Origin of the sequence: Halomonas kalidii (assembly GCF_030010475.1) — a bacterium.
GTDB classification, from domain to species: domain Bacteria; phylum Pseudomonadota; class Gammaproteobacteria; order Pseudomonadales; family Halomonadaceae; genus Halomonas; species Halomonas heilongjiangensis.
The window spans coordinates 295,476-310,914 of record NZ_JASCQN010000054.1 but is presented as its reverse complement, the minus strand read 5'-3'; the positions used below and the strand labels follow the sequence as shown (position 1 = coordinate 310,914).

Here is a 15,439-nt window from a genome sequence, read left to right as displayed (position 1 = left end):
GGCTCCTCACTCGATGATGGTGAACTGGTCGAAGTAACGCTCGTTGAGCGACAGCCCCAGCCCCGGGGTGTCGTCGTCCAGGTCGAGGAAGCCGTTGACCGGTTCCGGATCGCCCTCGAACAGGTAGTAGAAGAGTTCGTTGCCGATCTCGACGTCATGCACCGGGAAGAACTCGGACATCGGCGAGGCCAGGGTCGACATGGTCAGGTGGTAGTTGTGCATCTGTCCGGCGTGGGGGATCACCGGCACGCTGAAGGATTCGGCGATGGCGTTGATCTTGCGCGCCGCAGTGATGCCGCCGACCCGATTGGTGTCGTACTGGATCACCGACACGGCCCGCTTCTCGAGCAGCTGGCGGAAACCGTAGTGAGTGAACTCGTGTTCGCCGCCGGAGATGGGGATGCTGGTCAGCTGATTGAGCTCCGCGTAGCCGTCGATGTCGTCGGCGATCACCGGCTCCTCCAGCCAGCGCGGCTGGAAGCGCTCCAGCTTCGGCAGCATGCGCTTGGCGTACTCCAGGTTCCAGCCCATGTAGCACTCGAGCATCAGGTCGATGTCCTCGCCGATCACCTCGCGCACCGCGGCGACGCTGTCGAGGTTGGCGCGCATGCCCTCGGGGCCGTCCTTGGGGCCATAGCCGAAGCGCATCTTCATCGCCTTGAAGCCCTGGTCGAGGTAGGACTGGGCCTCTTCCTGCATCGACTTGAGGTCGGTGCGATAGAGCTTGGAGGCGTAGCAGGGAATCTTCTCCTTGGTGCGACCGCCGAGCAGCTTGAACACCGGTTGATTGACCGCCTTGCCCATCAAATCCCAGATCGCGATATCGACCCCCGAAATCGCCGCCATGCCGATGCCCTTGCGGCCCCAGGCGTGCGTGGAGCGGTACATGCGCTGCCACAGGTACTCGTAGTCGAAGGGATCCTGGCCGATCACCAACGGCGCCAGGTACTGGTCGATGATCGCCTTGGCGATGCGCGGTGCCAGCGCCACGTTACCCAGGCCCACCAGGCCGGTGTCGGTCTCGATCTCGACCGTGGTCCAACCATGGAAGCGGAAGGTGCCCATGGAGTCGCCCTTGTCCCACAGCTCGTCCATGGCGTTGGAGCAGAAGTGCGGGGTCGGCGTGACGGTATGGCCCTTCCATTCGAAGACGCGGGCACGGACCTTGGTGATCTTCATCTTTGGCTTTCCTTGTGTCTGTTAGTGTTCAAGCGTTGAGGGTTTCGAGACGCTGGCGACGCAGGCTCCCGCCCATGCGGCAAGCGATGGCAAAAGCGTTTCGGGTCGGGCCGACATCGGCCTTGCCCTGGCCGGCGATATCGAAGGCGGTGCCGTGGGCCGGAGTGGTGATGGGGATCGGCAGGCCGCCCTGGACGGTCACGCCCTGCTTGAAGCCCAGCAGCTTGATCGCGATCTGCCCCTGGTCGTGGTACATGGTGACGATGGCGTCGTACTCGCCGTCACGGGCCTTGATGAAGATGGTGTCGGCGGGAAAGGGACCGGCGACGGGATAGCCCTGGGCCTGGCACGCCTTGACGGCGGGCGCGATGACGTCGATCTCCTCGCGCCCGCAGGTGCCACCCTCGCCACCGTGGGGGTTGAAGGCCGCCACCGCGACGCGCGGTGCCTCGATGCCGGCCAGGATCAGCGAGTCGTGGATCAGCTTGCTGGCCGCGACGATGCGTTCCTGGGTCACGTACTGCGCGGCGTCCTTGAGCGGGATGTGCGACGAGATGCGCGAGGTCCACAGCGTGCCCAGCGTGTTGAACTCGCAGAAGTAGCCATCGACGCCCAGGTGTTCGGCGAAGAAGTGCAGCTCGTCCTCGTGCTGGAGCCCGCCCTTCTTCATCGAGAACTTGTTGAGCGGCGCGAAGCAGATGGCATCCACGTCGCCGGCCTGGGCAGCCTCCAGGCAGCGAGTCAGCACCGTCAAGGTCGAGGCGCCGCCGGCGGCGGTTTCCTCGGCATAGGGAACCTCACCTTCGGCCACGGTCTCGACGGGCAGAAATACCGGGCCGTCGTGCTCGCGGGCGGCGGCGAAGCTATCGACCTCGGGAAGCTGATGAGTGATGCCGGCGACGCGCTGGCCTGCTTCCCATAGCCAGCGATCCCCCACCAGCACGGTAGGCACCGCGGTGAACAGCGCCGTTTCGGCAAACAGCTTGGCGATCAGTTCGGGGCCGATGCCGGCGGGATCGCCCAGGGTGACGGCAATGACGGGGCGTGAATCGCTCATGGTTATCTCCGGCTCAGTAGAAGAGATTGACGAGGGTCATGGGAATGGCGGGGACATAGGTCACCAGCATCAGCACGATGAACAGCACCAGGATCATCGGCAGGTTGACCTTGGTGACTTCCCACATGTCGGTCTTGGCGATGGAACAGGAGGTAGCCAGCACCGAAGCTACGGGGGGTGTCTGCTGGCCGATGGCCAGGTTGAGGGTCAGGATCAAGCCGAAATGGATCGGGTCGATACCGATCTGCTGTACCAGGGGCATGACGATGGGCACCACCAGAATGATGGCGGCAGCGCCATGCAGGAACATGCCGAGCAACAGCAACAGGATGTTGAGCAGGGCCAGGACCAGAACCGGGTCCTGGGTGATGGCGGTGATTTCGCGGGCCAACTGCTGGGGCAGTTGCATCTCGGTGAGGAACAGTCCGAGCACGGCGGAGGTGGCCACCAGCAGCATCACCACGGCGGTCTGCACCACGCCATCGATCACCGAGCGGTAGAGGATCTTGAGGTTCAATTCGCGGTAGATGAGACCGCCGATCAGCAGGGCGGCGAGCACGGCGATGCCCGCGCCTTCGGTGGCGGTGACGAAGCCGCCGAAGATCCCGCCGAGAATGATCACCGGCAGCAGCAGGGCCCAGAACGCGTCCTTGAAGGTCTTGCCGAGCCGGCTCAGATTGAAGGCGTCTTCGCGTGGCAGGTCATATTTCACTGCATAGTAGTAGCAGGCACCGGCCAGGCCGATGGCGCCAAGGAGGCCGGGTACGATACCGGCCACGAACAGCTTGACGATGGACGTATCGGCGATGGCGCCGTACAGGATCATCGACAGCGATGGCGGAATGATGATCGCCAACGAGGCCGAGGAGGAGGTGATGGCGGCGGAAAAGTTGGGGTCGTACTTGCGCCGTTTCATCTCCGGGATCAGTACCGAGCCGGTGGCCGCCACGTCGGCGACCGCCGAGCCGGAGATCTCGGCGAAGAACAGCGAGACCCCGACGTTGACCATCGCCAGGCCACCGCGCACGAAACCGACCATGGCCGTGACCAGGTTGATCAGGCGCATGGAGATGCCCGACGTGTTCATCAGGGCGCCGGCGAAGATGAACAGGGGAATGGCGATCAAGGGAAACTTGGTCGCGCCGTTGAACAGCGTCAGCGGCACGTTGACCAGGGCCTCGGCACCCAGGTTGAGGTAGACGCCCACGACCCCGACCACGCCGATGGCCACCGCGATCGGTACGTTGATCAACACCAGGGCGAAGAGCGCGGCAATGATGATCAGGAGTGTCATGCGCGGTGCTCCTCGAGGTCTTCCTCGGCCTGGCGGATGGCGGCTTCGATCTCTTCTGCTTCGCTGTTCACGCCGCTGCGCATCTTGCGCCAGGCCATGGGCAGGCTGAGCAGCTCACACAGAATGAACAGCGCAGCGCTGATCGGGATCACCGACTGGGTGACATCGAGCCCGATCCAGGGCAGTGAAACCAGGCTGTCCCAGGCGAGCACTTCGAGCACTCGATAGCCGTATAACGCGACGACGGCGAAGAAGCCGATCACGATGACTTCCGAGGCGACGAACAAGGTGGTGCGAACGGCTGCCGGTGCGTGGCTGACCAGGCCGGGGAAGCCCATATGGGCACGCTTGAGGGCGGCGAGGTTGGCACCGTAGAAGCTCAGCCAGGCCAGGCCGATCGAGGCGACCTCGTCGTACCAGGCAATCGAGCTGCCCAGCATGCGAAAGGCCACGGCGCCGACGACGATGGCGGTCAAGGCCAGCAGCAGGATGACGGTGAAGACCTCGAGCAGCCGCTCCAGCAGATAACGAGAGCTGTCGATCAGCGTCATGACACCTGCCTCCCGTGATGGTGAGTGAGAGGGCGCCTGGACGGCGCCCGAACGTGACGACATGGGGCATTACTCCTCGGCCAGCGCCATGGCGCGGTCGACCAGTTCCTGACCGCCTGGGACCTTCTCGGAGAACGACTGGTAGACGGGGTTGCTGGCCTCGACGAAGGCACTGCGATCGACCTGGTTGATCTCCATGCCGGCTTCGCGCATGGCGCCGAGCAAGGAGTCGTCAAGCTCCGTGCCCTTGGCCAGTGCCCACTCCTGGGTCTCGACGGCGACCTCGTTGATGGCGGTACGCACGTCTTCGGGAAGCTGTTCCCAGCCGCCCTTGCCGGCGGTCAGCCAGATCGGTGAATAGACGTGGTTGGAGAGCGAGAGGTAATCCTGGACCTCCTGGAACTTGGCGCCATCGATATTGCTGAGCGGGTTCTCCTGGCCGTCGACGACGCCGGTCTGCAAACCGACAAAGACTTCAGAGAAGGCCATGGGTGTGGGATTCGCGCCCCAGGTACTGAACATCAGGGTGCGCCATTCGCTCTGCGGCGTGCGAATCTTCAGCCCGGAGAGATCCTGGGGCGTATTGATCGGCCGCGTGCTGTTGGTGATATGGCGGAAGCCGTTTTCCCAGGTGGAGACCAGGTGCAAGCCCTTGGCGTCGGCGCTTTCGGCCAGGTCGGTCATCACGATGTCCTGGTCGATACGCTTGAGGTGCTCGCGGTCCTTGACCAGAAAGGGCAGGTCGAACAGCGCGAAGTCGGGCGATACCGAGGACATGATCGAGGAAATCGCCGCCAGGTCGACGGTGCCCAGGCGCAGCTTCTGGATCAATTGGCGCTCGTCGCCCAGTTGGCCGCTGTCGTAGTATTCGACCTGATGCGCATCGCCGAGACGCTCCTGCAGGCGTCGAGTGAATTCCTGAGCGGTCTGGCCCTGCAGGCTTTGCGGCGTGCCACCGATGGCGAAGACGATCTTGTCGGCCTGGGCTTGCGTCGCGGCGAGGCTCAGGGATAGCGCGGACAAGCCGAGGAGCTTCTTGATCATGGCGTGGTAATCCTTGTTGTTCTCATGTGGATGTGACGTTTTGGTTAACTGGTCTGCTGGTTGGTTAACCATACCAGTTGTATTCAACTTAGATACCATGGCAGCGAATCGTCAAGCCAATAACACGGTTTTTAGACGTTTGTCGTATCTTGCTGTCGGCGGAGGGGTAGCAATATTCGGCCCTGCTGGTCTATTATTTAGACCAGCAGGAAGGAGAAGGGCGTTATGGACAATCCAGCGTTCGCCTTTGAAAAGGCGCTCAAGAACAAGACCAAGAAGGACATTCTGGCCGATAAGCTGACCGACATGATCCAGACAGGGCTGTTGCGCGACGGTGACGTCTTGCCCAGTGAACGCGAGCTCGCCCAACTCTTCGAGGTAAGCCGCGAGACCGTGCGTGGGGCCCTCTCGCAGCTCACCGCCTACGGCCTGATCAGCGTATCCCATGGCAGCAAGACGCGTATCCGTGCCAGCGACGAAGTGCTGGTACGCTTTCGTTCCGCTCAGCCGGAAGGCAGTGACGACGAAGTGAACCGCTTCGACGTGGACAGCGTGTTCGAGAGCCGCATCGTGGTCGAGGCGGCGATTGCCCGTCGTGCCGCCATCAACATCGATGACGAAGGCATCGCCAAGCTGGAACGGCTGCTGGACGCCCAGAGCCAACTGTTCGACTCGCCGGTGCACTTCCAGCTCTCCGACCAGAACTTCCACAAGCTGATCTCGGAGTATGCCGGCAACGAGATCCTGCTGCGCTATGCCGAGGAGCTCTACGCCTATGGCCTGAACATCCGCCGCCAGGTCATGGTGGAGGAGGGCGCCATCGAGCGCAGCTACCATGAGCATCGACATATCATCGAAGCATTGAAACGCGGCGACCCCGATGCCGCCGAGCGCGCCATGCTCGCCCACCTCGACAGCGTCTACCGTACCACCAAGGCCAAGGTCCGCGCCGAGCAATGACCACAACGCCGCGGAGCGATTTTTTTAGCGGGCTACTCATTAGCCGAATGTAAGATGGCATGCCGAGCGGCTAGTATCGAACTTCGATTCGTCATCCGGCAGGCCCATGCGATCCGACGCCACCTCCCAAGGCTCCGCCAACGACCTCGTCCCGCTGCACCGCCAGCCCGGCTTCCTGAGCTTCCTCCTCTCGCGGCTGGCGGCGGTCTTCGCCATGCAGATCCAGGCCGTGGTGGTGGCCTGGCAGGTCTATGCCATCACCCGCGATCCCATGTCGCTGGCCTATGTGGGCCTGGCGCAGTTCCTGCCCATGGTGCTGTTGCTGCTGCCCGCCGGCGACCTGGTCGATCGCTTTCCGCGCAAGCGCATCCTGCAGCTCAGCTGGGCCGTCCAGGGCCTGTGCAGCGCCCTGCTGCTGGTGCTCTCCGTCGCCGCCGGCGGCGACGTGACGCTCTACTATGCCGTGCTGGCGCTGTTCGGCTGCGCCCGGGCCTTCACCGGACCGACCCTGCAGAGCCTGCTGCCGAATATCGTGCCCCGCGCCCAGCTCGCCCAGGCCATCGCGCTCAACAGCTCGATCATGAAGATCGCGGTGATCGGCGGCCCGCTGCTCGGGGGCATCCTCTACGCGGCGGGCGGCAGCCTGGCTTACGCGGTGTGTCTGGGCGGCTTCGTGGCGGCCCTGGCGCTGCTGGTACCGGTGCCGATCCGCCATGCGCAGCGGATCGGGCCCCTGGAGGCCACCGCCTGGCGACGCTTCACCGCGGGCATCGGCTATATCCGCCACCAGCCGATCATCCTCGGCGCCATCTCCCTGGACCTGTTCGCGGTGCTGCTGGGCGGCGTGGTGGCGCTGCTGCCGATCTACGCCCAGGAGGTGCTGCACGTGGGCCCCGAGGGCCTGGGCGCGCTGCGCAGCGCCATCGCCGTCGGCGCCCTGCTGATGGGACTCTACCTGGGGGTGCGTGGCATCCGGCGCCACGCCGGGGCGGTGATGTTCGCCGCGGTGGCGGTGTTCGGCGTCGCCAACCTGGTGTTCGCGCTCTCGACCCTGTTCTGGCTGTCGCTGGCCGCCATGCTGGTCGCCGGCGCCGCCGACATGATCAGCGTCTACGTGCGCATGACCCTGATCCAGCTGGCCACCCCGGACGAGATGCGCGGCCGGGTCAATGCCGTCAACATGCTGTTCATCGGCTCCTCCAACGAGCTCGGCGAGTTCCGCGCCGGCAGCATGGCCGCCTGGGTCGGCGTGGTGCCGGCGGCGGTGATCGGCGGGCTCGGCACCCTGGCGGTGGTCGGCGTGTGGATGCGCGCCTTCGCCCCGCTGCGCCGGGTCGACCGCTTCGACGAGGCCGCGGCGGAGCCTCCCCCTGGCGCCAGACCGCAGCGTGGCCAGGCCAGGGGCTGAGGCGTTGTCGGGCTACTCCCGCATCTCGGCATGCTCGACCAGCAGGCTCGCGGCGATCTCGCCGACTCGCTTCACCGCCGCCTCGACGGCACCCGTCAACGCTGCGGCATAGTTGAGGCGCAGGCAGTGGCGGTATTTTCCCGAGGCCGAGAACAGCGACCCGGGGGCGATATGCAGACGCTCCTCGGCCAGCAGTGCATTGAGTCGCACACAGTCGACCTCGCCCGGCAGTTCCAGCCACAACAGGAAGCCGCCCTGGGGGTAGCTCACTCCGGTGCCCTGAGGGAAGTCACGCGCCACCCAGCCCAGCATGATGTCGCGCTGGCGCTGGTACTGGCGGACCATCTCGCGAAGATGGCGCTCATAGTGGCCATGGGCGATGAACTCCGCCACCGCCAGTTGTGGCAGCGTCGCCGAGGCCCCGGTGGAAACGTACTTCATGTGCAGCACCTGGTCCCGATAGCGCCCCGGGGCGATCCAGCCGACTCGCAGCCCCGGCACCAGGGTCTTGGAGAAGGAGCTGCACAGCAGCACCCGGCCGTCGTCGTCGAAGCTCTTGATGGTGCGCGGGCGCGGCGTGGTGAAGGCCAGGTCGCCGTAGATGTCGTCCTCGACGATCGCCACGTCGAAGCGCTGGGCCAGGGCGACCAGCGCGCGCTTGCGGGTCTCGGGCATGGTATAGCCAAGCGGGTTGTTGCAGGTCGGGGTGACCTGGATGGCCCGCACCGGCCACTGTTCCAGGGCCAGTTCCAGGGCCGCCAGGCTGATACCGGTCTGCGGGTCGGTGGGAATCTCCAGTGCCTTGAGCCCCTGGGCCTTGAGGATCTGCATGGTGCCGTAGAAGCTCGGCGAATCCACCGCCACCACGTCGCCGGGACCGGCCAGGGTGCGCAGACTGAGCGACAGCGCCTCCTGGCAACCGGTAGTGATCAGCAGGTCGTCGGGGTGCGGCAGGCAGCCCGAGGCCGTCGCCAGGCGGGCGATCTGGCGGCGCAGTTCGAGGCTGCCGGCCAGGCTGTCATAGTTGAGGTCCTGCGCGCCGGACCGCCGGTGCAGCGTGGAGAGCCGGCGCAGCAGCGGCCCGAGCGTCGCGGCGTCGAGGTCGGGGATGCCGCGTCCCAGCCTCAGCAGTCGATCCTGGTCTGGCGACTCCCCCACCAGTTCCAGCACCTGGTCCCACTGCGAGACGTCCAGCGGTCGCTGGGCGGGGCGCGAGACGCTGGGCAACACGCTGGGCGTGACCCGCGGCGCGACGAAGTAGCCCGAGCGCGGCCGCGCCTCGACGGCCCCGGCCTCCTCCAGGCGCCGGTAGGCCTCCTGGGCGGTGGAAACGCTGACCTGGAACTCCTGGCACAGCTGGCGGATCGACGGCAGCCGATCGCCGACGCGATACAGCCCCTGCTCGATGCGCTCGCCGACGGCCCGGGCCACGGCTTCATAACGCTTCATGACAGATCCACAGAAAATCTACGACAAGCAGTACAGATAGCACAGATTCCCCGATACAGCCGCTGAAAAAACCCATCTGTATCTTAAAAATTCACGGATAGTGAGTCTGTATCGATATCGATGCCCGCCGTAGCCTGTCCGGGTGACCCGACAGGAGGACCCGGCCATGCTCCGCCACTACCTGACCTCACGACTCGCCGCCTGGCGGCGACAGGCACAGCGCCATCGCTCGCGGCGCCGCTTGAAGGATCTGGACCGTCATCTGCTCGACGATATCGGTATCGATCGCCGCACCGCCGAGCGTGAGGCCCGCAAGCCGTTCTGGAGACCCTGACCCCGGCAACGGGAAAAGCCTCTGGCCGGCCCGTCATGCTGGGAACGTGCGATCGCACCGCCCCCGATTACAGATCCCCGAAGCGATGCTGCAGCAGCGAGAGTGCCACCACCGGGGCGGTTTCGGTGCGCAGGATGCGCGGGCCGAGGGAGAGGGAGGAAAAGCCGGCGGCCAGGGCGGCCTCGACCTCGGCGGCGGACAGGCCGCCCTCGGGGCCGATCAGCAGGGCGGCGCGGGCGGGCGCGGGCTCATGCTCGAGCACGCCTGGCGTGCCGGGATGCAGCACCAGCCGCAGGGCCTCATCGCGACCGACGAGCCAGTCGCCCAGCGACACGGGGGAATGCACCGGCGGCAGGGTGGCGCGGCCGCACTGCTCGCAGGCGCTGGCGGCCACCGCCTGCCAGTGGGCGAGCTTCTTCGCCTCGCGCTCGCCCTTGAGGCGCACGTCGCCGTGCTCGGTGTAGAGCGGGGTGATCGCCGCCACGCCCAGCTCCACGGCCTTCTGGATGGCGTAGTCCATGCGATCGCCCTTGGAGACCGCCTGGCCCAGGTGCACCGCCAGCGGCGACTCGCCGCGGCCGTCGGCGATGGCCTCGATGCGCGCCACCACCCGCTTGCGACCGGCCTCCACCAGCACGGCACGGGCCTCCCGGCCACCGCCGTCGAACAGCACCAGCGGCGCGCCCTCGCCCAGGCGCAGCACCCGGGCCACGTGACGGGAGGCGCCTTCGGGCAGAACGACGTCGCCGCCGACGGTGAAGTCGGCGGCGACGTGGATGCGCGGGGCTCTTGCCAGGGGCCTGGTGGCCTCGGTCTTCATCGGCAGCCGCCCCCTGCCCTTACTGGGTCGCCTGTTCGCCCTGCTGGCTGGCCTGCTCGGCCTCGCGCTTCTTCTTCTGGGCGTAGATCGCCTCGAAGTTGACCGGCGCCAGCATCAGCGGCGGGAAGCCGCCACGGTTGACCAGGTTGTCGATGCACTCGCGGGCATAGGGGAAGAGCACGTTGGGGCAGAAGGCGCCCAGGGTGTGGTCGAGCTGCGCCCCCTCGATGCCGCTGATGCGGAACAGGCCGGCCTGCTCGATCTCGGCCAGGAAGGAGGTGGTGCCCTCCTCGCTGTGGGTCACCTGGGCGGTGACCTTGACCACCACCTCGTAGAGGCCGTCGCCGACCTGCTGGCTGGAGGTGTTCAGGTCCAGGCCGACCTTGGGCTTGAACGGCTGCTGGAACACCGTCGGCGAGTTGGGGGCCTCGAAGGAGATGTCCTTGACATAGATGCGCTGCAGGGCGAACTGGAGCTGCGGCTTGTCCTGCTGGCCGGCGGCCGCGCCGGCGTTCTGGTTGTTCTCTTCCGCCATGGGAAAGGTCCTTTGAAACGGTGAACGAAAAGGAAAGTGGCGTGGTTACTTCTTGACCACGGGGAGGCCATCGGCCTGCCACTGGGTCATGCCGCCCTTGAGCTTGACCGCCCGCTCGAAGCCGCCCTTGGCCAGCTTGGCCAGGGCGATGCCGGAGCTCTGGCCGTGCTTGCAGGCCACGATGATCGGCTTGTCCTTGAACTTGTCGAGTTCGTTCAGGCGCCCCTCGAGCTTGCTCTGGGGAATGTTGCGCGCTCCGGCGATATGGCCGGCCTTGAAATCGCCCGCCTCACGGATGTCGAGCACCACGGCATCCTCACGGTTGATCAGTTGGGTGGCCTGGCTGGAGGTCACGCCGCTGGCGGCGCTGTTGCGGACCTCGTAGGCGATCCAGGCGGTCAACACCAGCAGGAAGGCACCCACCAGCAGCGGGTGATTCTGCACGAATTCAAACAGCTGATCGATCATGGGTCCGGGACACTCTTTCTCGGTGCATGAGGGGGTGAAGTCGGCACGGCTCGCCGGCCTGCCGCCGGGCGGCGCCCAGTATACACGAAGCCGGGGAAAACCGCGGCCAGCGGGCGGCAACCATGACGTCCGGCGCTGCCATACGATATGATGCCGCAAGCAGAAACAAGTCGCGACCCCGTTGATCGCCCCGTGCTCGACGAGGCGTCGCCATCGACAAGAGGCCCTCCCCCATGACCGACGCTTCGACCTCCACTCCCCGCCCGGTGGCGCTGATCATTCTCGACGGCTACGGCCACAACCCCGACGCCGAGAGCAATGCCGTGCTGGCCGCCCGCACCCCGGTGATGGATCGCCTGCAACAGGAGCATCCCGCCACCCTGATCCACACCGATGGCCGCTACGTGGGGCTGCCGGACGGCCAGATGGGCAACTCCGAGGTCGGGCACATGAACCTGGGCGCCGGACGCATCGTCTACCAGGACTTCACCCGCATCACCAAGGCGATCGAGGACGGCGAGCTGGACACCATCGCCGCCCTCACCACGCCGATCGATGCCGCCGTGGCCGCGGGCAAGGCGGTACACCTGCTGGGCTTGCTCTCGCCGGGCGGCGTGCACAGCCACGAGGAACACTTCCTCGCCATGGCCGAGCTGGCCGCCCGCCGCGGCGCCCGGCGCATCGTCGTCCATGGCTTCCTCGACGGCCGCGACATGCCGCCCAAGAGCGCCCTGGCCTCCATCGAGCGCGTCAACGAGCGCCTCGCCGAGCTGGTCGGTGCCGACAACGGCTTCGTCGCCTCGATCATCGGCCGCTACTACGCCATGGACCGCGACAACCGTTGGGACCGCGTCGAGAAGGCCTACCGGCTGATCACCGAAGGCACCGGCGAGTTCGAGGCGATGAGCGCCGAGGTCGGCCTGCGCGCCGCCTACGAGCGCGACGAGACCGACGAGTTCGTCACCGCCACCGGCATCCGCCCGAGCGGCGTGCCGGTCGCCATGGAGGACGGTGACGCCGCCATCTTCATGAACTTCCGCGCCGACCGGGCCCGCGAGCTGACCCGGGCCTTCGTCGAGGACGGCTTCAGCGGCTTCGAGCGCCGCGCCCGCCCGCGCCTCGCCGCCGATGGCCTGGTGATGCTGACCCAGTATGCCGCCGACATCCCCGCTCCCGCCGCCTTCCCCCCGGCCGAGCTGACCAACACCCTGGGCGAGGTGATGGAGAAGCGCGGCCTGACCCAGCTGCGCATCGCCGAGACCGAGAAGTACGCCCATGTCACCTTCTTCTTCTCCGGCGGCCGCGAGGCCGAGTACCAGGGCGAGACCCGGGTGCTGGTGCCCTCGCCCCAGGAGGTGAAGACCTACGACGAGAAGCCCGAGATGAGCGCCGTCGAGGTGACCGACCGCCTGGTCGAGGCGATCGACTCCGGCGCCTACGACCTGATCGTCTGCAACTATGCCAACGGCGACATGGTCGGCCACACCGGCAAGTTCGACGCCGCCGTCAAGGCCATCGAGGCCGTCGACGCCTGCGTCGGCCGGGTGGTGGAAGCGATCCAACGCGCCGGCGGCGCCTGTCTGGTCACCGCCGACCACGGCAACGCCGAGCAGATGGTCAACCCCGAGACCGGCGTCGCCCAGACCGCCCATACCACCTTCGACGTGCCCCTGGTCTATGTCGGCCCCCGCCCGGCGCGGCTCCATGACGACGGCCGCCTGTGCGACATCGCCCCGACCCTGCTGACCCTGATGGACCAGCCGATCCCCGAGGAGATGAGCGGCCGGGTGCTGATCGACTTCGGCTGATACCACGCGACGGGAGGCCAGCGGATGGCAAGAGGTGTCGCGACACTCGGCGTACTGCTGCTGGCACTCTGCCTGGCCTCGCCGTTGGCCGCCCAGCCCAGCGAGCAAGCCGCCCGGGAGCGGCTCGACGCCATCGGCGAGGAGATCCAGGGGCTCTCCCGGCGCCTGACCACCACCCGTGAGGCCCGTGACGATGCGGGTCGCGAACTGCGCGAGGTGGAGACGGCGCTGGCCGAGACCCATCGTCGCCTCGACGCCCTGCAGGCCGAGCGCCACCAACTCACCGGCGAGATCGACGCCCTCGAGACCCGGCGCGACGGCCTCGAGGCCGAGCGTGTCGACCAGGTCGAGTCGCTCAACGCCCAGCTCGACGCCCTCTACCGCCTCGGCCTCACCCCCCAGCTCAAGCTGCTGCTCAACCAGGACGACCCGGCCCGGCTCGACCGGCTGCAGCACTACCTCAACCGCCTGGCGAAGGCCCGCAACGAACGCCTCGACCAGCTCGCCCGGCTCGACCGCGCACTGGCCGACAACCGCCGGGCGCTCGAGGCCCGCGGCACGCGACTCGATGCCCTGGCCGGCGAACTGGCAAGCCGTAGCGCCGAGCTGGCCGAACGCATGGCGGAACGCGCCGACCTGGTCGCCGAGCTCGACGGCCGCTACGCCAGCGAGCAGGCGCGGCTGGAGGACCTCAACCAGGATCGCGCCCACGCCGAGCGGGTGCTGCGCGAGGTCCAGGAGGAGCTCGCCCGGCTGCAGCGCCCCCCGCCCTCCACCGCCATCGAGCAGACCCAGGGCGAGCTGCCCTGGCCGGTGCAGGGGCGGGTCGCCTCGCGCTTCCGCCGCGGTGACGGCGTGCACCACAACGGCATGCTGATCCAGGCCGCCGCGGGCACCCCGGTGCGGGCCGTCCACGCCGGACGGGTGGTGTTCGCCGACTGGATGCGCGGCTTCGGCAACCTGCTGATCGTCGACCATGGCGACCAGGTGATGACCCTGCACGCCCACCTGCAACACTTCGCCGCCGAGGTGGGTCAGGCGGTCTCCCGGGGCGACACCCTGGGAGCGGTGGGCGCGAGCGGCGGGCACGACACCCCGGCCCTCTATTTCGAGGTCCGCCGCGGCGGCGAACCGATCGACCCGCAGTCGTGGATCGCCTCGCGATGAGCCCTGCCCCTTTCCCACAGCGTCGCCCACGGGCTATGCTGGCCTGCCCGTCATGGAACCGCGGAGATCGCATGTATCCACGTCTCGCCGGCCTTGCCACCTCGCCACGGCGGCTGATGGCGATGCTTCTGCCCGTCGCCCTGCTGGCCCTGCCCCTGCCGGCTGCCGCCACTCCTTCGGCCAACGACCTGCCGGTGGAGGACATCCAGACCTTCGCCGAGGTATTCGAGCGCATCAAGCGTGCCTATGTCGAGGAGGTCGACGACAGCACCCTGCTGCGCAACGCCATGCGCGGGATGCTCAGCGAACTCGACCCCCACTCGGCCTACCTAGACCGCGAGGAGTTCCAGAGCCTGCGCGAGTCCACCGAGGGCGAGTTCGGCGGCGTGGGCATCGAGGTCGGCACCCAGGACGGCCAGCTGACGGTGATCACCCCCATCGACGACACCCCCGCCTCCCGTGCCGGGCTGCAGTCCCGGGACGTCATCCTGCGCATCGACGACACCCCCACCGAGCGCCTCTCGCTCCAGGAGGCGGTCAACCTGATGCGCGGGGATCCGGGGACAGAGATCAGCCTGACCATCATGCGCCAGGGCGAAGACGCCCCGCGCACCTTCACCATGACCCGGGAAGTGATCCGTACCGAGAGCGTGCGCAGTGAACTGCTCGAGCCCGGCTACGGCTACCTGCGGGTCAGCCAGTTCCAGACCCGCACCGGCGACCAGGTACGCAACGCCATCATCGACATGGAGCGGGAGGGCGCCCTGAACGGCCTGGTGCTCGACCTGCGCAACAACCCCGGCGGCGTGCTGCAGGCCGCGGTGGCGGTGGCCGACGTCTTTCTCGACAGCGGCCTGATCGTCTACACCGAGGGACGCCTGTCTGACACCGAGATGCGCTTCTCGGCGAGCACCGAGACCGCCGCGCCGGACGTGCCCCTGGTGGTGCTGATCAATGGCGGCAGCGCCTCGGCGGCGGAGATCGTCGCCGGCGCGCTGCAGGACCAGCGCCGCGGCGTGGTGATGGGCACCGAGAGCTTCGGCAAGGGCTCGGTGCAGCAGATCATGCCGCTGGGCAACGGCGAGGGGCTCAAGCTGACCACCGCCCTCTACTTCACGCCGGGCGGTCGCTCGATCCAGGCCCAGGGCATCGAGCCCGACGTCCAGGTGGTACGCGGCCGGCTGGAAGTCGCCGAGGGCAGCGAGCTGATGGTGCGCGAGGCCGACCTGGAGGGTCACCTGCGCTCCCGCGACGAGCCGCGTACCCGCGGCGAGCTGGGCGAGCGCCTGCGCGAGGACTACCAGCTCGGCGAGGCGCTCAACCTGCTCAAGGCGCTGAATGTCCTGAGCCAGCGCGACCGGTAGC

At 67.1% G+C, this 15,439-nt stretch carries 15 protein-coding genes; 6 read left to right on the top strand and 9 right to left on the bottom strand.

Annotated elements, in window-relative coordinates:
• Nucleotides 1-6: 6 nt before the first annotated feature.
• From QLQ85_RS21950 to QLQ85_RS21930, 5 genes are all read right to left on the bottom strand, one after another.
• Complete coding sequence (locus tag QLQ85_RS21950) at nt 7-1,179, bottom strand: L-rhamnonate dehydratase (RefSeq protein ID WP_282740931.1); 1,173 nt, start codon at nt 1,177-1,179, stop codon at nt 7-9.
• A gap of 28 nt (nt 1,180-1,207) precedes the next feature.
• Nucleotides 1,208-2,236 carry a 4-hydroxythreonine-4-phosphate dehydrogenase PdxA gene (locus QLQ85_RS21945; protein ID WP_282740930.1) on the bottom strand — a complete coding sequence of 343 codons (1,029 nt, stop codon included), beginning with the start codon at nt 2,234-2,236 and terminating at the stop codon, nt 1,208-1,210.
• Nucleotides 2,237-2,249: 13 nt separating this feature from the next.
• Nucleotides 2,250-3,530, bottom strand: coding sequence for a TRAP transporter large permease (locus tag QLQ85_RS21940; RefSeq protein WP_282740929.1), 1,281 nt, complete (start codon nt 3,528-3,530; stop codon nt 2,250-2,252).
• Nucleotides 3,527-4,081 carry a TRAP transporter small permease gene (locus QLQ85_RS21935; RefSeq protein WP_282740928.1) on the bottom strand — a complete coding sequence of 185 codons (555 nt, stop codon included), beginning with the start codon at nt 4,079-4,081 and terminating at the stop codon, nt 3,527-3,529. Before QLQ85_RS21935 ends, QLQ85_RS21940 begins: the two co-directional genes overlap by 4 nt.
• A 69-nt stretch (nt 4,082-4,150) precedes the next feature.
• Nucleotides 4,151-5,125, bottom strand: a complete 975-nt coding sequence (locus tag QLQ85_RS21930) for a TRAP transporter substrate-binding protein (protein ID WP_282740927.1) — start codon at nt 5,123-5,125, stop codon at nt 4,151-4,153.
• A gap of 225 nt (nt 5,126-5,350) precedes the next feature.
• Between QLQ85_RS21930 and QLQ85_RS21925 the strand changes: the two genes are divergently transcribed.
• A complete protein-coding gene (locus QLQ85_RS21925; RefSeq protein WP_282740926.1) occupies nt 5,351-6,085 on the top strand; it encodes a FadR/GntR family transcriptional regulator in 735 nt (244 codons plus the stop codon).
• A gap of 106 nt (nt 6,086-6,191) precedes the next feature.
• Nucleotides 6,192-7,493, top strand: a complete 1,302-nt coding sequence (locus tag QLQ85_RS21920; RefSeq protein WP_282740925.1) for an MFS transporter — start codon at nt 6,192-6,194, stop codon at nt 7,491-7,493.
• 12 nt (nt 7,494-7,505) lie between these two features.
• Here the strand turns inward: QLQ85_RS21920 and QLQ85_RS21915 are convergent, their stop codons facing one another.
• Nucleotides 7,506-8,942 carry an aminotransferase-like domain-containing protein gene (locus QLQ85_RS21915; protein WP_282740924.1) on the bottom strand — a complete coding sequence of 479 codons (1,437 nt, stop codon included), beginning with the start codon at nt 8,940-8,942 and terminating at the stop codon, nt 7,506-7,508.
• Between the two features lie 166 nt (nt 8,943-9,108).
• Between QLQ85_RS21915 and QLQ85_RS21910 the strand changes: the two genes are divergently transcribed.
• Nucleotides 9,109-9,276, top strand: a complete 168-nt coding sequence (locus tag QLQ85_RS21910) for a DUF1127 domain-containing protein (RefSeq protein WP_282740923.1) — start codon at nt 9,109-9,111, stop codon at nt 9,274-9,276.
• 67 nt (nt 9,277-9,343) lie between these two features.
• Here the strand turns inward: QLQ85_RS21910 and QLQ85_RS21905 are convergent, their stop codons facing one another.
• The 3 genes from QLQ85_RS21905 to QLQ85_RS21895 are packed head-to-tail and all read right to left on the bottom strand — an operon-like array spanning nt 9,344 to nt 11,099.
• Nucleotides 9,344-10,096, bottom strand: a complete 753-nt coding sequence (locus QLQ85_RS21905) for a 16S rRNA (uracil(1498)-N(3))-methyltransferase (protein WP_282740922.1) — start codon at nt 10,094-10,096, stop codon at nt 9,344-9,346.
• 19 nt (nt 10,097-10,115) lie between these two features.
• Nucleotides 10,116-10,631, bottom strand: a complete 516-nt coding sequence (secB, locus tag QLQ85_RS21900; protein WP_102626495.1) for a protein-export chaperone SecB — start codon at nt 10,629-10,631, stop codon at nt 10,116-10,118.
• Nucleotides 10,632-10,676: 45 nt separating this feature from the next.
• On the bottom strand, nt 10,677-11,099 hold the full coding sequence (locus QLQ85_RS21895) for a rhodanese-like domain-containing protein (RefSeq protein ID WP_282740921.1): 423 nt from the start codon (nt 11,097-11,099) through the stop codon (nt 10,677-10,679).
• Between the two features lie 233 nt (nt 11,100-11,332).
• Here QLQ85_RS21895 and gpmI point away from each other — a divergent pair, with 233 nt between their 5' ends.
• The 3 genes from gpmI (at nt 11,333) to QLQ85_RS21880 (ending at nt 15,438) form a co-directional block, all read left to right on the top strand.
• Nucleotides 11,333-12,907, top strand: a complete 1,575-nt coding sequence (gene gpmI / locus QLQ85_RS21890; RefSeq protein WP_282740920.1) for a 2,3-bisphosphoglycerate-independent phosphoglycerate mutase — start codon at nt 11,333-11,335, stop codon at nt 12,905-12,907.
• Nucleotides 12,908-12,931: 24 nt separating this feature from the next.
• Entirely contained in the window at nt 12,932-14,074 is a 1,143-nt protein-coding gene (locus QLQ85_RS21885; protein WP_282740919.1) for a murein hydrolase activator EnvC family protein, read from the top strand.
• Nucleotides 14,075-14,145: 71 nt separating this feature from the next.
• Nucleotides 14,146-15,438 (top strand): S41 family peptidase, encoded by a 1,293-nt coding sequence (locus QLQ85_RS21880; protein ID WP_282740918.1) that lies wholly within the window; start codon nt 14,146-14,148, stop codon nt 15,436-15,438.
• The last annotated feature ends 1 nt before the right edge of the window (nt 15,439 follow it).